Annotated in this window: 18 protein-coding genes and 1 tRNA gene; 17 read left to right on the top strand and 2 right to left on the bottom strand. The window is 34.4% G+C overall.

All coding sequences use genetic code 11. From position 1 onward, the window contains the following. Positions 1 to 38: 38 nt before the first annotated feature. The 10 genes from polX (at position 39) to HMPREF2597_RS10445 (ending at position 12,378) form a co-directional block, all read left to right on the top strand. Positions 39 to 1,751, top strand: coding sequence for a DNA polymerase/3'-5' exonuclease PolX (polX, locus tag HMPREF2597_RS10490; protein ID WP_002478342.1), 1,713 nt, complete (start codon positions 39 to 41; stop codon positions 1,749 to 1,751). Between the two features lie 9 nt (positions 1,752 to 1,760). After that, entirely contained in the window at positions 1,761 to 4,112 is a 2,352-nt protein-coding gene (locus HMPREF2597_RS10485; protein WP_002478341.1) for an endonuclease MutS2, read from the top strand. 162 nt (positions 4,113 to 4,274) lie between these two features. After that, a complete protein-coding gene (gene trxA, locus HMPREF2597_RS10480) occupies positions 4,275 to 4,589 on the top strand; it encodes a thioredoxin (RefSeq protein ID WP_002459379.1) in 315 nt (104 codons plus the stop codon). An 89-nt stretch (positions 4,590 to 4,678) separates the two neighbouring features. Next, complete coding sequence (gene uvrC / locus HMPREF2597_RS10475) at positions 4,679 to 6,457, top strand: excinuclease ABC subunit UvrC (protein ID WP_002478340.1); 1,779 nt, start codon at positions 4,679 to 4,681, stop codon at positions 6,455 to 6,457. 343 nt (positions 6,458 to 6,800) lie between these two features. Beyond that, positions 6,801 to 7,415, top strand: a complete 615-nt coding sequence (gene sdhC / locus HMPREF2597_RS10470; protein ID WP_002478339.1) for a succinate dehydrogenase, cytochrome b556 subunit — start codon at positions 6,801 to 6,803, stop codon at positions 7,413 to 7,415. Between the two features lie 51 nt (positions 7,416 to 7,466). Continuing rightward, entirely contained in the window at positions 7,467 to 9,233 is a 1,767-nt protein-coding gene (gene sdhA, locus HMPREF2597_RS10465) for a succinate dehydrogenase flavoprotein subunit (protein ID WP_012990878.1), read from the top strand. Further along, positions 9,233 to 10,069, top strand: a complete 837-nt coding sequence (gene sdhB, locus HMPREF2597_RS10460) for a succinate dehydrogenase iron-sulfur subunit (RefSeq protein WP_002459375.1) — start codon at positions 9,233 to 9,235, stop codon at positions 10,067 to 10,069. The genes sdhA and sdhB overlap by 1 nt, the downstream gene beginning before the upstream one ends. Positions 10,070 to 10,475: 406 nt before the next feature. After that, complete coding sequence (gene racE / locus HMPREF2597_RS10455; protein ID WP_002478338.1) at positions 10,476 to 11,276, top strand: glutamate racemase; 801 nt, start codon at positions 10,476 to 10,478, stop codon at positions 11,274 to 11,276. 11 nt (positions 11,277 to 11,287) lie between these two features. After that, a complete protein-coding gene (locus HMPREF2597_RS10450) occupies positions 11,288 to 11,869 on the top strand; it encodes an XTP/dITP diphosphatase (RefSeq protein ID WP_002459373.1) in 582 nt (193 codons plus the stop codon). Further along, a complete protein-coding gene (locus HMPREF2597_RS10445) occupies positions 11,869 to 12,378 on the top strand; it encodes a YfcE family phosphodiesterase (protein ID WP_002459372.1) in 510 nt (169 codons plus the stop codon). Before HMPREF2597_RS10450 ends, HMPREF2597_RS10445 begins: the two co-directional genes overlap by 1 nt. Positions 12,379 to 12,546: 168 nt before the next feature. On the opposite strand, the gene HMPREF2597_RS10440 is transcribed toward HMPREF2597_RS10445, so the two are convergent. Continuing rightward, positions 12,547 to 13,239 carry a YjjG family noncanonical pyrimidine nucleotidase gene (locus HMPREF2597_RS10440; RefSeq protein WP_002478336.1) on the bottom strand — a complete coding sequence of 231 codons (693 nt, stop codon included), beginning with the start codon at positions 13,237 to 13,239 and terminating at the stop codon, positions 12,547 to 12,549. 246 nt (positions 13,240 to 13,485) lie between these two features. Between HMPREF2597_RS10440 and HMPREF2597_RS10435 the strand changes: the two genes are divergently transcribed. Then, positions 13,486 to 13,559 (top strand) — tRNA-Arg (locus tag HMPREF2597_RS10435). Between the two features lie 468 nt (positions 13,560 to 14,027). On the opposite strand, the gene HMPREF2597_RS10430 is transcribed toward HMPREF2597_RS10435, so the two are convergent. Beyond that, entirely contained in the window at positions 14,028 to 14,474 is a 447-nt protein-coding gene (locus HMPREF2597_RS10430) for an N-acetyltransferase (RefSeq protein WP_002478335.1), read from the bottom strand. Between the two features lie 174 nt (positions 14,475 to 14,648). On the opposite strand from HMPREF2597_RS10430, the gene bshC reads away from it, so the two are divergent. The 6 genes from bshC to mraY all read left to right on the top strand — a co-directional run bounded on the left by bshC (position 14,649) and on the right by mraY (position 21,811). Continuing rightward, positions 14,649 to 16,262, top strand: a complete 1,614-nt coding sequence (gene bshC, locus HMPREF2597_RS10425; protein WP_002478334.1) for a bacillithiol biosynthesis cysteine-adding enzyme BshC — start codon at positions 14,649 to 14,651, stop codon at positions 16,260 to 16,262. A 143-nt stretch (positions 16,263 to 16,405) separates the two neighbouring features. Continuing rightward, positions 16,406 to 16,837, top strand: coding sequence for a division/cell wall cluster transcriptional repressor MraZ (mraZ, locus tag HMPREF2597_RS10420; RefSeq protein WP_002478333.1), 432 nt, complete (start codon positions 16,406 to 16,408; stop codon positions 16,835 to 16,837). A gap of 14 nt (positions 16,838 to 16,851) precedes the next feature. Further along, positions 16,852 to 17,787 carry a 16S rRNA (cytosine(1402)-N(4))-methyltransferase RsmH gene (gene rsmH / locus HMPREF2597_RS10415; RefSeq protein WP_002459367.1) on the top strand — a complete coding sequence of 312 codons (936 nt, stop codon included), beginning with the start codon at positions 16,852 to 16,854 and terminating at the stop codon, positions 17,785 to 17,787. 13 nt (positions 17,788 to 17,800) lie between these two features. After that, positions 17,801 to 18,202, top strand: a complete 402-nt coding sequence (ftsL, locus tag HMPREF2597_RS10410; RefSeq protein ID WP_002459366.1) for a cell division protein FtsL — start codon at positions 17,801 to 17,803, stop codon at positions 18,200 to 18,202. Then, entirely contained in the window at positions 18,183 to 20,486 is a 2,304-nt protein-coding gene (locus HMPREF2597_RS10405) for a penicillin-binding protein (protein WP_037540435.1), read from the top strand. The genes ftsL and HMPREF2597_RS10405 overlap by 20 nt, the downstream gene beginning before the upstream one ends. A gap of 359 nt (positions 20,487 to 20,845) precedes the next feature. Continuing rightward, complete coding sequence (mraY, locus tag HMPREF2597_RS10400; protein WP_002478331.1) at positions 20,846 to 21,811, top strand: phospho-N-acetylmuramoyl-pentapeptide-transferase; 966 nt, start codon at positions 20,846 to 20,848, stop codon at positions 21,809 to 21,811.

Below are 21,811 nucleotides of genomic sequence, written 5' to 3'. Positions count from 1 at the left end.
GATTTCTTTTCCTGGTCTTCTTTTTATGAGGTGACGGTATGACAAAGAAAGATGTTATTAAATTATTAGAGCAAATTGCTACTTATATGGAGTTGAATGGAGAAAATACCTTTAAAGTGTCAGCTTATCGCAAAGCGGCGCAAAGTTTGGAAATGGATGAACGCCCTTTAGAAGAAATTGATGATGTGACGGAGCTAAAAGGAATTGGTAAAGGTGTCGGCGAAGTGATTAGTGAATATCGTCAAACTGGTGAGTCAGAGGTCTTATCTGATCTGAAAAAACGTGTGCCTGAAGGTCTGATTCCACTGTTGAAAATTCAAGGTTTAGGTAGCAAGAAAATCGCAAAGCTATATCAAGAGTTGGGCATTGAAGATAAAGAAAGTTTGCAACGTGCATGTGAAGCTGGTCAAGTAAGTCAGTTAAAAGGATTCGCTAAAAAAACAGAAACTAATATTTTAGAGGCTGTCAAAGCGTTAGGTGCTAAAAAAGAACGGTATCCTATTGATCAGATGCGAGGGTTGAACGAGCAAATTGTCGCTTATATTAAGACGCTGACTGCTATCGATAATTATTCATCAGCTGGGAGTTTTCGTCGCTATAAAGAAATGAGTAAAGATTTAGATTTCATCATAAGTACGACGGAGCCTGACAAAGTTCAAGCGCAATTATTAAATATTCCCAACAAAGTAAAAGAAGTGGCTGTGGGACAAACAAAAATCTCTTTAGAGATAGAATATGATGATGAAACAATTGGTGTAGATTTTAGACTCATTGAACCAGCAGCATTTTATCATACATTACAACATTTTACTGGCTCAAAAGAACATAATATTCGCATTCGACAACTTGCTAAAGCGCAGGGAGAAAAAGTAAGTGAATATGGAATTGAAACGTCAGATGGACAACTGATTCAATATAATAATGAAACTGATATTTATAAACACTTTAACGTGAATTGGATTGCACCGGCGATGCGTGAAGACGGCAGTGAATTTGAAAGAGATTTAAGTGATATTATTACCTTAGATGATATCAATGGTGATATCCATATGCATACGACTTATAGTGATGGCGCATTTTCTATTCGACATATGGTTGAGGCTAACATTGCTAAAGGATATCATTTTATGGTTATTACTGACCATTCTCAAAGCCTAAAAGTTGCCAACGGTCTGCAAGTAGAACGTTTATTACGACAAAATGAAGAAATTAAAAAATTGAATCAAGAATATCAAGAAATTGATATTTATTCAGGCACAGAAATGGATATTTTGCCAGATGGTTCACTGGATTATGATGATGATGTTTTAGCACAATTAGACTATGTTATTGCTGCGATACACCAAAGCTTTAACCAATCTGAAGCAGATATCATGAAACGTCTAGAACATGCATGTCGAAATCCATATGTACGACACATTGCTCATCCAACGGGGCGCATTATTGGGAAGCGTCCAGGATATCAACCTAATATTGAACAATTAATGCAACTTGCTGAAGAAACTCAAACAATTTTAGAAATCAATGCTAATCCAAAGCGACTGGATTTAAATGCAGATATTGTTAAAAAATATCCGAATGTTAAGTTGACGATAAATACTGATGCACACCATACAGATCATTTGGAATTTATGAAATATGGTGTAGCAACAGCGCAAAAAGGATTTGTTACTAAAGATAGAGTCATCAATACCTTATCGCGAGAAGACTTTAAAAAATTCATTGCAAACAATATTAAAATGAAGAAATAGAGGGATTTGATGAGACAGAAAACGTTAGATGTCTTAGAATTTAATAAAATTAAAGCACTCATCGCTAATGAGACAATTAGTGACTTGGGGCGGGAGAAAGTATTACAACTGCATCCTGCGACTGATTACGATACTGTTGTTTTTCAAATGAATGAAACTGATGAAATATCACAAATTTATAATAAATATAGGATGCCAAGTCTAAGTGGATTATCAAAAGTTTCTCCATTACTTCACCGCGCTAAGATTGGTAGCGTATTGAATGTTACAGAATTAAATCAGTTAAAAAGGCTCATTCAAGTTCAAAACCAATTTAAAACATTTTATAATCAATTGCTTGAAGATGATGAACAACAAGTCTATTATCCTTTGCTGCATGATAATATGATGCGCTTACCTGTATTAACTGATTTATTTCAAGAAATTAATGATAAATGTGATACACATGATTTATATGATCATGCGAGTTACGAATTACAAGGCATTCGCAGTAAAATTTCAAGTACGACACAACGCATTAGACAAAATCTAGATCGTATTGTTAAAAATCAATCTAATCAAAAGAAACTATCGGATGCTATAGTAACTGTGCGCAATGAACGTAATGTTATACCAGTAAAAGCTGAATATCGCCAAGATTTTAAAGGTATTGTGCATGACCAATCAGCATCTGGACAAACGTTATATATTGAACCATCATCTATTGTAGAAATGAACAATCAAGTGAGTCGCTTACGCAACGATGAGGCTGTGGAAAGAGAACGAATTTTAACTATATTAACAACAATGGTTGCGCAACAAGCTGAACAATGTTTAGTAGCTGAAGAAGTTATGGGTCACTTGGATTTCTTAACAGCTAAGGCACGTTATGCAAGTGCAATAAAGGGAACAAAGCCTACATTTTATGAAGCGCGTACAATTTATTTACCCAATGCCTTTCATCCATTGTTAGATAAAGAAACTGTTGTTGCAAATACGATTGAATTTGCTGATGATGTGGAAACAGTGATTATTACGGGGCCAAATACTGGTGGGAAAACAGTCACGCTTAAAACACTAGGATTAATTATAATTATGGCACAATCAGGGTTGTTAATTCCCACATTAGACGGTAGTCAGTTAAGCGTGTTTCATGATGTCTTTTGTGATATTGGAGATGAGCAGTCTATAGAACAATCATTATCTACATTTTCATCACATATGAAAAATATTGTCGCTATATTACAACAAGCAGATAAGCATAGTTTAATACTGTTTGACGAGTTAGGAGCAGGAACAGATCCTAGTGAAGGCGCTGCATTAGCAATGAGTATTCTTGATTATACAAGAGCGCTTGGCGCGCTAGTCATGGCAACGACACACTACCCAGAACTTAAAGCGTATAGCTATAACCGCGAAGGTGTCATGAATGCTAGTGTCGAGTTTGATGTTGATACATTGAGTCCCACATACAAATTATTAATGGGTGTTCCTGGCCGATCAAATGCATTTGATATATCGAAAAAATTAGGTCTTAACTTATCAATTATAAATAAAGCAAAAACCATGATTGGTACAGATGAGCAAGAAATCAATTTAATGATAGAATCGCTTGAAAAAAATGCGAAACGTGTAGATACGCAGCGTATAGAACTTGACCATTTATTGAAAGAAGCACAGCAAACACACGATGATCTTGAAAAACAATATAATCAATTTCAAGCATACGAAAAACAATTAATAGAAGATGCGAAAGATAAAGCAAATCAACGTGTTAAAGCTGCTACAAAAGAAGCAGATGAGATATTAAAAGAGTTACGAACGCTAAGAGATCAAAAAGGGGCCGATGTTAAGGAACATGAATTGATAGACAAGAAAAAGCAACTTGATAATCAATATGAAGCGAAATCGATTAAACAACAAGTTCAAAAGCAAAAATACGATAAAATTGTAGCCGGAGATGAAGTTAAAGTTTTATCATATGGACAAAAGGGCGAAGTGTTAGAGTTAGTTGGAAATGATGAAGCGGTAGTTCAAATGGGTATCATTAAAATGAAATTGCCGATTGAAGATTTGGAAAAAACAAAAAAGAAACAAGAAAAACCGACTAAAATGATTAAACGCCAACATCGTCAAACGATTAAAACGGAACTGGATTTAAGAGGATATCGTTATGAAGAAGCGTTAATTGAGTTAGATCAATATTTAGACCAAGCTGTATTAAGTAATTATGAACAAGTTTATATCATACATGGCAAAGGCACCGGCGCTTTACAAAAAGGTGTTCAACAACATTTGAAACGACATAAAAGTGTAAAATCATTTAGGGGTGGTATGCCAAGTGAAGGTGGCTTTGGTGTAACTGTCGCAGAATTAAAATAATCATCACTATTCATTTGCTAAAATGATAGAATAAACTTTACTTCAACTATATATTGCGGTTAATATGAGTGATGTAAGAAAAATGTGAGCAATTGCAATGCAATAGATGATATTGTCTGTTATAATTTGCTCATCATTTAAATTTAAGGAGGATTGGCTGTCATGGCAATCGTAAAAGTAACGGATTCAAACTTTGATGAAAATATTCAAGATGGCGTTAAATTAGTAGACTTTTGGGCAACATGGTGTGGACCTTGTAAAATGATTGCTCCAGTATTAGAAGAATTAGCAGGAGATTATGAAGGTAAAGCTGATATTTTAAAATTAGATGTTGATGAAAACCCATCAACTGCTGCTAAATTTGAAGTAATGAGTATTCCTACTTTAATTGTATTTAAAGATGGAGAACCTGTAGATAAAGTTGTAGGTTTCCAACCAAAAGAAAATTTAGCAGAAGTATTGGATAAACATTTATAATCACACAGAAATGGGGACGGGGCATTACATCTGATGTAATTGCCTCTTCTTTTTGTGTGTAATAATCGAGAAAGGGGGAGTGTGATACGTTGAGTTATCAGCAAGCTATTCGTGAAAAATTAAGTGTTGTACCTATTGAACCAGGGTGTTATTTGATGAAAGATCGCCAACAACAGGTAATTTATGTCGGTAAAGCTAAACGTTTACGCAATCGTTTACGTTCGTATTTTACAGGGGCTCATGATGCTAAAACAACGCGTTTAGTTGGGGAAATACGTGACTTTGAATATATCGTAACATCTAGTGAAACAGAATCCCTCCTATTAGAATTAAATTTAATTAAACAATATCAACCGCGTTATAATATATTATTAAAGGATGATAAGAGTTATCCTTTTATTAAAATCACTAAAGAAAAGTATCCTCGTTTATTGGTAACACGTACAGTTAAAAAAGGGACAGGTAAATATTTTGGACCATACCCTAACGCTTATTCAGCACAAGAAACCAAGAAGCTATTAGACCGTATTTATCCATTTAGAAAATGTGATACGATGCCAGATAAATTATGTTTGTACTACCATATTGGTCAATGTCTAGGTCCATGTGTTTATGATGTTGATCAACAGCAATATGCCCAAATGACAAAAGAGATATCTGACTTTCTTAATGGTGAAGATAAAACCATTTTACAAAATTTAGAACAGAGAATGATGGCTGCAAGCGAAAAATTAGATTTTGAACGTGCTAAAGAATATAGAGATTTAATTCAACACATTCATAATTTAACGAAGAAACAAAAAATTATGTCATCAGATAATACGATTCGTGATGTGTTTGGTTACCACGTGTCTAAGGGCTGGATGTGTGTTCAAGTATTTTTTATTCGCCAAGGTAATATGATTCAACGGGATGCCACTATGATTCCGATTCAACAAACGGAAGAAGAAGAATTTTATACCTTTATTGGCCAGTTTTATAGTTTAAATCAACATATATTGCCCAAAGAAGTGCATATACCAAAACACTTAGATGCTAAATTAATTCATTCTGTCGTTGATACTAAAATTGTGCAGCCGGCACGTGGAGCGAAAAAAGAAATGGTTGATTTAGCAAATCATAATGCTGAGGTAGCGCTTGATAATAAATTTGAATTAATTGCTCGTGATGAATCACGGACTGTGAAGGCAATTGAAGAGTTAGGTGAGCGTATGGGCATTCAATCACCAATACGTATTGAAGCTTTTGATAATTCAAACATTCAAGGTGTTGATCCAGTATCAGCTATGGTGTCATTTGTTGATGGTAAACCAGATAAGCGTGGCTATCGAAAATATAAAATAAAAACAGTAGAAGGTCCAGATGATTATAAATCTATGAGAGAAGTCGTACGTCGTCGATATACAAGAGTGTTAAATGAAGGCCTTCCTTTACCAGATCTTATTATTGTAGATGGAGGTAAAGGACACATGTCAGGGGTTAAAGACGTGTTAGAAAATGAATTAGGCTTAGACATTCCAATAGCTGGTTTGCGTAAAAACGATAAACATCAGACCTCTGAACTGCTTTATGGGCCAGAAGCTGAAGTGGTACCTATGAAGAAAAATAGTCAAGCATTTTATCTATTACAGCGTATTCAAGATGAAGTGCATCGCTTTGCCATTACTTTCCATCGACAAACACGGCAGAAACAAGGCATGCGTTCTATACTTGATACCGTTGATGGTATAGGTAGTAAAAGAAAAACTAAATTATTGCGTACTTTTGGTTCTATCAAGAAAATGAAAGAAGCAACTTTACCAGAATTGCAAAATTGTGGCCTTCCTGAAAAAGTAGCTAAAAGTTTGAAAGAAGCATTAAATAATTAAAAAATTAAGATTTTGGGACGTGAGAATCATTCTCATGTCCCAAAGTGTTGTAAAAAATGTTACAATATAGTTAACAAACAGCTAATTTTTTTATAGATTTGTGGAAGCGCTTTCTAATTGATAAACATTATCATTTAAGTGTTCCTGATAATGTTTTAATTGAAAAATACACAAATGCTAAATCCACCATCCAGTTCATTTTATAATACTTGCAAATTGTATTTAAAAAATTTGAAAACTTAAAATTTTTATTTTTCAATTAGCAAGAAATAGGATGTCTTAGTGGTATCACATCATTTAAATTAGCTAATTTTAATTATTGTTTCTTCAGGGGGGAGTTCTTTTGGCTCATACAAAAAACGAATTTTACTTAAGACGTGTTCATTCGTTATTAGGTATTATTCCAATCGGGGCATTTTTAGTAGTGCATTTGATGGTAAACCATCAAGCTACTCAAGGTGCTGAAGCATTTAATAAAGCATCTATGTTTATGGAATCATTGCCGTTTTTAATTATCGTTGAGTTTCTATTTATTTATATCCCAATTTTATATCATGGTTTGTATGGTATTCATATCGCATTTACAGCAAAGGAAAATATTGGGCATTATTCAATATTTAGAAACTGGATGTTTGCATTACAACGCGTAACGGGTGTAATTACGTTTATTTTTATTTTCGTACATTTATGGCAAACGCGCTTACAAAAGGCATTTTTCGGTAAAGAAGTTAATTATGATATGATGCATCAGACATTACAACACCCTTTGTGGGCAATTATTTATATGATTTGTATCGTGGCAGTCGTTTTTCACTTTGCTAACGGTATTTGGTCATTTTTAGTGACATGGGGGATTTTACAATCTAAAAAATCTCAACAAGTTTTCACTTGGGTATCACTCATTGTCTTTTTGATATTGTCTTATATTGGTGTATCAGCAATTGTAGCATTTATGTAAATTTCGTTTTAGCGTAAGTTTTAGTTCAATATTTAGGGGAGTGACAATTCTATGGCAGAGAAGAAAATTATTGTTGTCGGAGGCGGACTTGCCGGTTTAATGTCAACAATTAAAGCTGCAGAACAAGGTGCTCATGTGGATTTGTTCTCATTAGTACCTGTTAAACGTTCGCACTCTGTATGTGCCCAAGGGGGTATCAATGGTGCGGTAAATACAAAAGGTGAAGGAGATTCTCCTTGGATTCATTTTGATGATACCGTTTATGGTGGAGATTTTTTAGCAAATCAACCACCAGTTAAAGCAATGACTGAAGCTGCACCACAAATTATTCATTTATTAGACCGCATGGGCGTCATGTTTAGCAGAACAAAGGAAGGTTTATTAGACTTTAGACGCTTCGGTGGGACATTGTATCATCGAACAGCATTTGCTGGTGCAACAACAGGGCAACAACTATTGTATGCGTTAGATGAACAAGTACGTTCCTTTGAAGTAGATGGACTAGTGACAAAATATGAGGGCTGGGAATTTTTAGGAATTGTTAAAGATGAAGATAATGCAGCTAGAGGAATTATAGCTCAAAATATGACAACTTCAGAAATTCAATCTTTCGGTTCAGATGCGGTCATTATGGCTACGGGTGGTCCAGGCATTATTTTTGGTAAAACAACGAACTCTATGATTAACACTGGGTCAGCAGCTTCAATTGTTTATCAACAAGGTGCTAAATATGCAAATGGCGAATTTATTCAAATTCATCCGACTGCGATTCCAGGTGATGACAAATTACGTTTAATGAGTGAATCTGCACGTGGTGAAGGCGGTCGTATATGGACATATAAAGATGGTAAGCCTTGGTACTTCTTAGAAGAAAAATATCCGGATTATGGTAACTTAGTACCTCGTGATATTGCAACGCGTGAAATTTTTGATGTTTGTATCAATCAAAAATTAGGTATTAATGGTGAAAATATGGTGTATCTGGATCTGTCTCATAAAGATCCACATGAATTAGATGTTAAATTAGGTGGTATCATTGAAATTTATGAAAAATTCACTGGTGACGATCCTCGTAAGGTACCAATGAAGATTTTCCCAGCAGTTCACTATTCAATGGGAGGACTTTATGTTGATTACGATCAAATGACCAACATTGATGGTTTATTTGCTGCAGGAGAATGTGATTTTTCACAACATGGAGGTAACCGTTTAGGTGCAAACTCATTATTATCTGCAATTTATGGTGGTACTGTCGCTGGACCAAATGCGGTAAAATATGTTGAAAATATTGATAAAACTTATGCTGATTTAGATGATTCAATTTATCAAGCACGGGTAGATGAAGAACAACAAAGATTCGATAATTTACTTAATATGCGTGGCACAGAAAATGCCTATAAATTACATCGTGAACTCGGTGAAATTATGACAGCTAATGTTACAGTTGTAAGAGAAAATGATAAATTATTGGAAACCGATAAGAAAATTGTTGAGCTCATGGAACGCTATCAAAATATTGATATGGAAGATACACAGACATGGAGTAACCAAGCCGTGTTCTTTACTCGTCAATTATGGAATATGCTTATACTTGCACGTGTTATCACAATTGGTGCTTATAATCGTAATGAATCACGCGGTGCGCATTACAAACCAGAATTTCCAGAACGAAATGATGAAGAATGGTTAAAAACAACATTAGCAGAGTATATGGGTAAAGATGAAGCACCAAAATTTATTTATGAGCCAGTAGATGTAAGCTTGATCCCACCACGTAAACGTGATTACACTAGCAAGTCTAAAGGAGGTAAAAAATAATGACTGAAACACTATCAGCAAATAACACTCCAAAAGACCAACATGCAGACAGTAATCAACAACCACAAAAAGAAAAACAAAAAACAATTAAATTAATTATAAAACGTCAAGATAATCAAGACTCTAAACCATACGATGAAGCGTTTGAAATCCCTTATAAAGACAACATGAATGTCATTGCCTGTTTGATGGAAATTAGACGTAATCCAGTAAATGCAGAAGGAAAGAAAACAACGCCCGTTATTTGGGACATGAATTGTTTGGAAGAAGTTTGTGGTGCATGTTCGATGGTAATTAATGGTCGTGCAAGACAATCATGTTCAGCCATCGTTGATCAATTAGAGCAACCTATTCGTCTAGAACCAATGAGTACGTTTCCAGTTATTCGTGACTTACAAGTTGACCGTACACGAATGTTTGACAACTTAAAACGTATGAAAGCTTGGATTCCTATTGATGGAACTTATGATTTAGGTCCTGGACCTCGTATGCCGGAGAAAAAACGACAAACAGCATATGAACTGTCAAAATGTATGACATGTGGTGTGTGTTTAGAAGTTTGTCCGAATGTAACACCTAATAATAAGTTTGTCGGTGCACAAGCCATCTCACAAGTTCGTCTATTTGATTTACATCCGACAGGTGCTATGACAAAGGATGAACGATTAGATGCATTAATGGGGACAGGTGGATTGCAAGAGTGCGGTAATTCTCAAAACTGTGTAAATGCATGTCCTAAAGGTATCCCATTAACAACGTCAATTGCAGCAATGAACAGAGAAACAACGTTCCATATGTTCAAATCATTCTTTGGTTCAGATCATAAAGTGGAATAATCGCTGTACAAGCTTTAGAAAAATAGATTTCTAAAATAAATAAGCCTGAAAATGAAGTCAATTGATTTCGTTTTTGGGCTTATTTTATAGCCGAGCTTTGATAGGTGTTTTTCGTAACGCAAAGCTTCAGTGTATGATCCTTTAAAATAGTTATTTGGATATCATTTATTTTAATGATGATACATAGATGCTAAAGTGTAACAAATAACAAAAGATGTTACTGTTAAGTACAACAGATTTTTATCAATTTTTGTTATGTTTTCATCTACTTTAATTAATATGGTTTTTCACATTAGAATGATGTTTTATGTGTAGGGATATCATTTTTAAAATAGCCTTAGATGATTTCACTATATTTAATGTGCTAAAATAAAAATACTATTGCAATTAATTGAGGATGAAAAATATGAATAAACCCATTGGTGTTATAGATTCAGGAGTTGGAGGATTAACTGTAGCTAAAGAAATTATACGCCAGTTACCAAATGAGACTATATATTATTTAGGTGATATAGCACGGTGTCCATATGGACCAAGACCTGGAGATGAAGTTAAAGCTTTCACCACTGAACTAGCTAATAAATTAATGGAATTTGACATTAAAATGCTGGTTATTGCTTGTAATACGGCAACTGCAGTCGCTTTAGAGCATTTACAACACATACTGTCTATTCCAGTTATTGGCGTTATTGAACCAGGTGCACGTACTGCTATTATGACGACCAAAAATCAACATGTGCTTATACTTGGAACAGAGGGAACTATTAAATCTGAAGCTTATCGACATCACATTAAACGCATCAATCCTAATGTTGAGGTAACAGGTGTGGCCTGTCCAGGATTTGTACCTTTGGTCGAACAAATGCGTTATAATGATCCAACAATAACGAGTATTATTATTCATCAGACATTAAAACACTGGCGAAACAGTATAGCGGACACTGTCATATTAGGATGTACGCATTATCCCTTGTTATATCAACCGTTGAATGATTATTTCGGTGGAGACAAAACGGTCATTTCTTCTGGTCTAGAGACAGCTAGGGAAGTAAGTGCTTTGTTAACATTTAGTAATGAGCACGCCAGCTATACAGCCCAGCCACAGCATCGCTTTTTTTCTACAGGTGATACGACGCATATTACTAATATTATTGCTGAGTGGTTGCATATGAAAGTAAAAGTAGAACAGATTAAATTAACAAATTAGGGGGATAAACGATGACCGATATTGTGATAGCTACAAATAACCAAGGAAAGATTAATGATTTTAAAGCGATTTTTCCAAATGATAATGTTATCGGTATTTCAGAATTGTTGAAAGACTTTGATGTTGAAGAAACAGGGACAACCTTTGAAGAAAATGCTATTTTAAAATCAGAAGCAGCAGCTAAAAGATTGAATAAACGAGTGATTGCTGATGATAGTGGCTTGGAAGTTTTTGCACTTAACGGTGAGCCAGGGGTGTACTCTGCACGATATGCCGGTTTAGACAAAAATGATGATGACAACATAGACAAATTATTATCTAAATTAACTGATATCACACAACGTGAAGCTCAGTTCGTGTGTGTGATTAGTATGAGTGAACCAGATCAACCAACACGGACATTTAAAGGGACGGTATCTGGTCGAATTACTGATGAACGTAGAGGAGATAATGGTTTTGGTTATGATCCTGTCTTTTATGTACCTGAAAAAGGACGCACAATGGCTGAACTGAGTGCAACAGAAAAAAGTCAAATTAGTCACAGAGGAGAAGCTATAAAACAACTTCAAGCATACTTAAAGGGTGATGTATAATGTCAAAATGGATTATTGTAAGTGATAATCATACTGAAGCTGGTATTTTATATCAAATTATCGCTTGGCATCAAGATTATGATGTTGCTTTGCATTTGGGAGATTCAGAATTTGAATATCATGATACGGAACTAAGTTTATTCCAACGTGTTAAAGGGAACTGCGATTTTTATCCAGAATTTCCAAATGAAGAACTTATCTCATCTGATGATATTAAAGCGTTCTATACTCATGGCCATCTGTATTCTGTTAATCGTGGACGCCAACAATTGGCAGAAAGAGCAGCTCAGGAAGGCTGTCAATTTGCTTTTTACGGACATACTCATGTGGCTAAATATGAACAGATTGGATCTGTTCATGTGATTAATCCTGGTAGTATCTCACAATCTAGAAGTCAAAAAGAAGAGACTTTTGCAGAACTATTAATTGATGATAATAAAAGGCGTGCAGTCTTGCATTTTCGCAATCGGAATAATGAAATTTTAGACACGATACACATAAAGATATAAAGAAATCCGATAACCTTCGAGCTGTATGTCATTCCAGCTTATAGGTTATCGGGTTTTATGCCAAAAATAACTATAAAAGCAATGCTATTATCACTACTTGCATACTAAAAAAGATATTTGTATGGCTTATCAAATTGTTATTGATAGATGCAACAATATTTTAAAACATTAAGTAGATTGTATAATAGGCAATAATTCGGCTAATGTTCGAATCTCAAAGTCAGGTTTAATTGCTGTTGAATTTGTTTTGTTTCTATAGTTAAACCAGCATGTTGCAATGTTAGCATTATGACCACCTAATATATCTGATGTTAAAGAATCTCCAATAATCATTGCTGTGGATCTCGCAGTAGGTTTAATGTGATTAAAAACATAATCAAAGAATCCAGACATAGGCTTTTGATAACCTGTGTGTTCAGAAATAAAGATACCCTCAAATAAATCATCAAACGGTGTTTGTGCAATACGGCGTTGTTGTGTTATAGCGACACCATTAGTCACAATATAAAGTGAACAATGCTGACGTAATTGAGCTAATGTAGCTAATGTGTCGTTGAAATATTTAACTGGTGCTTTAGCCAATTCATCTCTAAAACACTCATCGGCTTCATGACCATTAACAGTTATATTATGGTGCTTAAAGTATTTAATAAAGCGTTGAGATAACACGTCTTCTTTTGAAAGTTGATTATTTTGAAAAGCTTCCCAGTGTGCTTGGTTAATCTTTTTGAATAAAGTGAAGTCATCATAAGTAGGAGATGACTGGTAATTTTGGGCCATATTGAAAAAGGCTTGTTCTTCAGCATCATCAAAATCTACTAATGTATCGTCAAAGTCTAATAACAACGTTGTATATTTCATATTAAAATACTCCTTAAAAAGTAGAATTAAATGCATTTTAACATGAAGATATGCTGAAAAGGTAATAAGTTGGATAAATGTGAGGAAACTTGATATTAAGTTTAAAATCATTATCTGGGTCAAGCTATTAAAGTAGCGTTAATGGATTAAAATAGCATTAATAGTGAAAAATATAACCTTTTTTTAGATAGTAACTATTGCGCAATAGCGTCGAATTAGATATAATAATTCTTGTGTTAAAAATTTGTCCTGGTAGCTCAGCTGGATAGAGCAATGGCCTTCTAAGCCATCGGTCGGGGGTTCGAATCCCTCCCAGGACGCTATTTGTATTAATCTCGTTTTACCATGTTAGTTTGTAACATTGGTAACACGGGATTTTTTATTTTATATAAAAAGAGAAAATAAAACTTTATGTCACGGAATAGCTAGGTATATTTTAGTGCCACTATAAAATAATAAAGTGTTCAATAGCTGAAATAACTTTATCATCTATTTCGGTTAATTTAAAAAATAAATGATTACGATGTGGAGTGCTAAAACTATATAAATGTTATTATAAATAATCACAATTACATAATTTAATCAGCAATATGTATTTTGTCCTCAAGCTTAATGTGAGTACATTCAAAAAAAGGAGCGTGACAGCATTCGTTACGAATTCGTAGTCCCGCTCCAGCAAGATTGACTAGGGTTGGAAAAACTTGGTGTCCGCGTATTTTCAATCCAGTCAACTACTGCCAATATATCGTTCACAGTCTAAAACATAATGATGTCCTAAACTAATCATTTTAACCTTTAGGTGACCATATTAACACGTCATGGCCTTCTGGATTTTTAGCGTTTACGTCTTCAAATCCTAATTTAGTAAAGAAATCTTTTGATTGATTGCGTCCAATAGCTTTGATTGGAAGACCTTTCTCTTTAGCAAAGTCAATGAGTGCACGTCCATAGCCATGATGTTGATATTCGGGGAGCACTTCTAATTTCCACAGTAGTATGTAATTATCGTAATCTGGGAAATAAAGTTCTTCCACGTCACCTTTACGCAATAGTGCCATGCGCGCTACCAAGTTATCTCCGTGAAAAATGCCATAGAAAGGTGTTTCAGAACTTGCATCAATCATTTGTCCTTGAAATTCATCGACCATATATAAATCCTTATTGCCATACTCTCGAAAAGCTTCAAAAAGTTCATCTGTTTTATAATTAATTTCTAATCGTTTAATTTCTACCATAACATATCCCCCTTAGCATCTTTATTTTACTATACCCTAAAAAAATATGTGTAATTCATTTAGTTTTGAAACACGAAGCACCGAAAATTTTAAAAAGTGTAAGCCGTTAAATTGTCAATGTGTTGTATAATCTTTATACTGTATTCATAATAGCGATACTGAAGGAGAAAATGTATGGACTGTTTAATTACTAAATTACATGATAATGATTCATTCATGACAAAATTAAAAAACAGTGATCCATCGCTAACATCATTTTTCCAGTATGATGCGATGAAGAAAACAAGTTTTGATGTTAAGATGAACAAGCCTAATAATGGTAGAGAACAACAACTTGCACAAATTATTCAAGACTATATGTCGGATTTAACTTTATCAGAGCAACAGCAAAAAAATATTGAAAACTTAGCAGCAGGGGCTAAAGTTGTCATTGGTGGTCAACAAGCTGGTTTGTTTGGAGGACCTTTATATACTTTTCACAAGATATTTTCTTTGATAACGTTATCTAATGAGTTGCGAGAGCGCTATGATTGTAGCGTTGTTCCAGTATTCTGGATAGCTGGGGAAGACCATGATTTTGATGAAGTTAATCATACTTTTGCTTATGATCAACAATTGGCTTCTGTGGAAAAGATTAAATATCATACTTTGACTCCACCGGAAAGTAACGTAAGTCGATATGTCCCGGACAAAGTTCAAATGAAAAATGCGCTGCAAGCATATTTCAAGGAATTAGCTGAAACAACACATACTGCTGAATTGTATCATATGTGTTTACAAATCATAGAACGCTATGACACGTGGTCGAATATGTTTAAAGCACTTGTACATGAAGTGTTCAAAGTGTATGGTGTGTTATTTATAGATGCGCAATATGAGCCACTTAGAAAGTTAGAACGTCCTATTTTAAAGGATATGTTGCGCAAACATAATGATATAAATAAAGCATTTCATCAAAAGCAACGTGAGACTGAAAACAATAAGCTATCAAAGATGATTGTGACTGACACAAACGTCCATTTATTTTTACATCAGGATAATATGAGACAATTACTTACGGAAGAAAATGGTATTTATAAGTTAAGTAAATCAGAAGTTACTTATCGTGAAGATGAATTATTAGACTTGATTGAACAAAATCCAGCGCAATTCTCAAATAATGTTGTTACACGTCCAGTAATGGAAGAATGGCTCTTCAATACTGTAGCGTTTATAGGTGGCCCAAGTGAAATTAAATATTGGGCAGAATTAAGCGAAGTATTTAACACGTTAGATGTGGAAATGCCTATTGTATTACCGCGTATAAAAATAACTTATCTCTATACTAGAATAGAGAAACTTTTACAACAATACCAATTAGATATAGCTGAGGTATTAACTAATGGAATTGAAGAAAAGCGTCAAAAATTTATACGTGAACAAGCATCGCAAACATTTTTAGATCAAGTTTCACAATTAAAAGAGATTCATGAAGAAATGTATCAAAAATTAAAGCGAGAAGTACAACATAACCAAAATAATAGCAACTTAGTTGATAAAAATCATGAAATCCACCATAAACAACTTAATTATTTAGAACAAAGATACTTATTAAATATTGAACGTGAAAATGTGATTAGCATGAAACACTTTAAGGAAATCAGTGAATCACTCCATCCAATGGGAGGACTCCAAGAAAGAATATGGAATCCATTACAAATAATGAATGATTTTGGGATGGATGTGTTCAACCCCTCCACCTATCCACCACTTTCTTACACTTTTGATCATATTGTTGTAAAACCTTGATATATCAAGGTTTATAGCCGTTTCGTCTTTTTGACGAAACGGTTTTTTTATGTCTTTTTTTATAAATTTTAAGATATTTTACAGAATTAGTGGAGGATAGTGGTGAGATGTGGTAAATTATAAATAAGGTGAGGTGAGAAAAAATGTTCATGGGAGAATACGATCATCAATTAGATACAAAAGGACGAATGATTATTCCGTCCAAGTTTCGTTATGACCTCAATGAGCGTTTTATTATCACTCGAGGCCTTGATAAATGTTTATTTGGTTACACGTTAGATGAATGGCAACAAATTGAAGAGAAAATGAAAACCTTACCAATGACTAAAAAGGATGCACGTAAGTTTATGCGTATGTTCTTCTCTGGTGCGATTGAAGTAGAACTAGATAAACAAGGACGTATTAACATACCTCAAAATTTGAGAAAATACGCCAACTTAACAAAAGAATGTACAGTAATAGGGGTGTCAAATCGAATCGAGATTTGGGACCGTGAAACATGGAATGATTTCTATGAAGAATCAGAAGATAGTTTCGAGGATATTGCTGAAGATTTAATAGATTTTGATTTTTAAATGGGGGAATAAACGTGTTTCATCATGTCAGCGTTATGCTTAACGAAACCATAGATTACTTAAATATAAAGCCTGATGGTGTATACGTAGATTGTACGCTAGGCGGCGCAGGACATGCCCTTTATTTATTAAATCAGCTCAATGATGAAGGTCATTTGATTGCTATTGATCAAGATACAACAGCAATAGATAACGCAAAGGAAGTGCTTAAAGCGCATCTACATAAAGTGACCTTTGTTCATAATAACTTTCGAGAACTCACACACATTTTAAAAGAACTAAATATTGAAAAAGTAGATGGCATTTACTATGACTTGGGTGTTTCAAGTCCACAGTTAGATGTCCCGGAAAGAGGATTTAGTTATCACCATGATGCGAAATTAGATATGCGTATGGATCGAACACAAACGCTTAGTGCTTATGAAGTGGTAAATGAATGGTCATATGAAGCATTAGTAAAAATATTCTATCGCTATGGTGAAGAAAAATTTTCAAAACAAATTGCACGGCGCATTGAAGCACATCGCGAATTACAGCCTATAGAAACGACATTACAACTGGTTGATGTGATTAAAGAAGGGATACCTGCCAAAGCGAGACGAAAAGGTGGTCACCCAGCTAAAAGGGTGTTCCAAGCCATTCGAATTGCCGTCAACGATGAATTGTCAGCATTTGAAGATTCAATTGAACAGGCAATTGAACTTGTAAAGGTTAATGGACGCATTTCAGTAATTACTTTCCATTCATTAGAAGATCGATTATGCAAACAGATTTTCCAAGAATATGAGAAGGGTCCAGAGGTACCTAGAGGTTTACCAATTATTCCAGAAGAATACACACCAAAGTTAAAAAGAGTTAATCGGAAACCTATCACTGCTACTGAAGAAGATTTAAATCAAAACAATCGGGCACGTAGCGCCAAATTACGTGTTGCAGAAATATTGAAATAAGGAGTAATGGACGATGGCTGTAGAAAAAATTTACCAACCATATCAGGATGTTTCTCAAACAAGCATTCCTAAACAACAACCACAAGCAGAACCAAGAAGACAAACTGTAAAAAGAAAAGTAGTTGTACAACTTACTAGATTTGAAAAGGTCTTATACATATCATTGATTACTGTCATTGCCTTGATTAGTATTTATGTGCTATCTTTAAAAATGGATGCGTATGATACGCGAGGAAAGATTGCAGATTTAGATCAAAAGATTGAAAAGCAAACAAGTGAGAACAGCGCACTTAAATCTGAAATTAAAAAGAATTCTTCTTATGAACGCATTTACGATAAGGCAAAAGCACAAGGTATGAGCCTTAAGAATGATAATGTAAAGGTAGTGCGTAATGATGGCGAAGCGAAAAATTAAAATTAAAAAAAATAAATTAGGAGCAGTCCTCCTTGTTAGTTTATTCGGACTGCTCTTTTTTATATTGGTTTTAAGATACTCATATATCATGGTGACCGGACATTCTTCTGGACAAGACTTACTAACACGAGCAAATGAAACGTATCTTGTTAAAAATCAAGAACAACCCGAACGCGGTAAAATTTATGATCGTAACGGGAAAGTGTTAGCTGAAGATGTTGAGCGTTTCAAATTAACTGCAGTGATTGATAAGAAGGCCAGTGAAAATAGTAAAAAGCCTCGACATGTCGTAGATAAAAAGAAAACTGCTAAAAAATTAGCAGAAGTCATCGATATGAAGGCAGATGATATTGAGAAAAAATTAAATCAGAAAAAGGCGTTTCAAGTTGAGTTTGGTCAAAAGGGAACAAATTTAACGTATCAACAAAAAGAAAAAATTGAAAAAATGAACTTACCAGGCATTACACTATATCCAGAAACAGAGCGGTTCTATCCAAATGGAAATTTTGCCTCTCATTTAATTGGACGTGCACAGAAGAATCCAGATACGGGTGAACTGAATGGTGCACTGGGTGTTGAAAAGATATTTAATAGTTATTTAAATGGTAAAAAAGGTGCACTATCATATATACAAGATATATGGGGGTACATTGCACCAAACACGAAACATGAAAGCTCACCTAAACGTGGAGATGATGTACATTTAACGATTGATTCCAATATACAAGTATTTGTGGAAGAAGCCTTGGATGGTATGGTTGAACGCTATCAACCTAAAGATTTGTTTGCCGTTGTAATGGATGCTAAAACAGGTGAGATTTTAGCTTTTAGTCAACGACCTACATTTAATCCTGAAACGGGGAAAGATTTTGGAAAAAAATGGGCAAATGATTTATATCAAAACACTTATGAACCAGGATCTACATTTAAGACTTATGGGTTAGCAGCTGCCATTCAAGAAGGTAAATTTAAACCAAATGAAAAGTATAAATCAGGTCACATGGATATTATGGGATCAAGAATATCTGACTGGAATAGAGTTGGTTGGGGTAGAATACCTATGACACAAGGATTTACTTATTCTTCAAATACACTTATGATGCAATTGCAAGATTTAGTTGGTGCAGATAAGATGAAATCTTGGTATGAACGCTTTGGTTTTGGTAAAACGACTGGCGGCATGTTTGATGGTGAAGCAAGTGGTAATATTGCATGGTCTAATGAATTACAACAAAAAACATCAGCATTTGGACAATCAACGACTGTAACTCCTGTACAAATGATTCAAGCGCAATCAGCCTTTTTTAATAAGGGAAATATGTTGAAACCATGGTTTGTGAATAAAGTAGACAATCCTATTTCTAAAAAAACCTTCTATAAAGGCGAAAAATCTTATGCAGGTAAGCCAATAACTGAAGAGACAGCCAATAAAGTAGAAACTGAACTTGATAAAGTTGTTAACAGCGAAAAAAGTCATGCACAGAATTATCGTGTAGAAGGCTATGATATCGAAGGTAAAACGGGAACGGCGCAAGTAGCGGATGAAAAAAGCGGTGGTTATGTTAAAGGGCCTAACCCATACTTTGTAAGCTTTATTGGAGATGCACCTAAGAAAAATCCACGTATCATTGTTTATGCGGGCATGAAACTTGCACAAAAGAATGACCAAGAAGCATATGAATTAGGTGTTAGTAAAGCTTTTAAACCAATTATGGAAAACACACTTAAATATTTAAATGTCGGCAGCTCAAAAGACAAAACAAACAAAGCAAAATATAGTAAAGTTCCAAATGTTGAGGGTGATGCCACTCAAGATGCGAAATCCAAACTACAAGATAAATCGTTAAATCCAATCGTTATTGGCAGTGGTCAAAAAGTAAAAACGCAATCTGTCAAATCTGGAAGTGAATTATTGCCACATAGTAAAGTACTTCTTCTTACTGATGGAGATGTTACAATGCCAGATATGAAAGGTTGGACGAAAGATGACGTATTGGCATTCCAAAGTTTAACGAATATTAAAGTCATCACAAAAGGAACCGGCTTTGTTACTGACCAGTCTATTTCAAATGGTACGAAGCTGAAAAAAAGCGATAAAATTGAGCTTACACTTTCAGCAAAAGATGCTGATGGCAGTCAATCAGAAGAGCAAGCTACTTCATCGGATAAGAATGATTCAACCGATAACCAAAAGCAAGATAAAAAAGATACATCTAAGTCAAAAGAGTCAAAAGAGGATTCAAAAGATCAACAAGACAATGCAGCTAAAGACAGTGAAGATTAGCTTGCTTCAATTAATGATGTGAGTTAACTAAAAATTTAATTTGTAAATTAAGATATAAACACGTATCACACAGTTTTGCGCTTTATGTTTAACGGCGCAGCTAGATATGGAGGAGCTAGAAGCCCCTATGCCTGTTCTATAAGTAAATTGTAGAACAATTTTCAGAATAACAATGTTTGTCAGCTTCTTCTCCTCGTGATTATCTGGCTAGATCATTGAGTAATGATGAAATATTACTTATCACATGGCAACATAAAATACATCTAAATAATGATGTGAAGTGTTAGTCATATTGTTAAAATAATAAAGTGAAAATGATGTGTATAAAATTTTGTATCTTAGTTAAAAAGGAGAAAATTATGCTTTTTTTATTTGCGATTATTGCGCTACTTATCACATTCGTATTAGTACCTGTACTTATTCCAACTTTAAAGAGAATGAAATTTGGACAAAGTATACGAGAAGAGGGTCCAGAGAGTCATATGAAAAAGACAGGAACGCCAACAATGGGTGGATTGACATTTTTAATTAGCATTATAATAACTTCGCTCATTGCTATATTCTTCGTCGACAAATCCAATCCAATCATTTTGTTATTATTTGTAACAATTGGTTTCGGTTTGATTGGTTTTATTGATGATTACATCATTGTGGTAAAGAAAAACAATCAAGGTTTAACAAGCAAACAGAAATTTTTGGCTCAAATAGGTATTGCAGTTATATTTTTTGTATTAAGTTATGTATTCCATTTAATTCATTTTTCAACTGCGATTCACATACCTTTTACAGAAGTGGACATTCCTTTATCCATTTTCTACGTGATTTTCATTGTCTTCTGGCAAGTTGGTTTTTCCAATGCAGTTAACTTAACAGATGGCTTAGATGGTTTAGCAACTGGATTGTCTATTATTGGATTCACAATGTACGCGATTATGAGCTTTATCTTAGATTCCCCAGCCATAGGGACATTTTGTGTTATCATGATTTTTGCATTACTAGGTTTCTTACCATTTAATCTTAATCCCGCAAAAGTTTTCATGGGGGATACGGGTAGCTTAGCGCTTGGTGGTATATTTGCTACCTTGTCGATTATGTTAAATGCAGAATTATCATTACTGTTTGTTGGATTTGTATTTGTGGCTGAAACATTATCAGTTATTTTACAAGTAGCTTCTTATAAATTAACTAGAAAGCGTATTTTCAAGATGAGTCCGATTCATCATCATTTTGAATTGTGTGGTTGGAACGAATGGAAAGTCGTTACTGTTTTTTGGACTGTTGGTTTGGTTACAGGACTTATAGGCTTATGGATTGGAGTGCATTAA

Source organism: Staphylococcus sp. HMSC063A07, from assembly GCF_001836955.1.
GTDB classification, from domain to species: Bacteria; Bacillota; Bacilli; order Staphylococcales; family Staphylococcaceae; genus Staphylococcus; species Staphylococcus lugdunensis.
The sequence above is the reverse complement of the archived record's forward strand: the minus strand, read 5'-3'. Positions and strand labels throughout refer to the sequence as shown.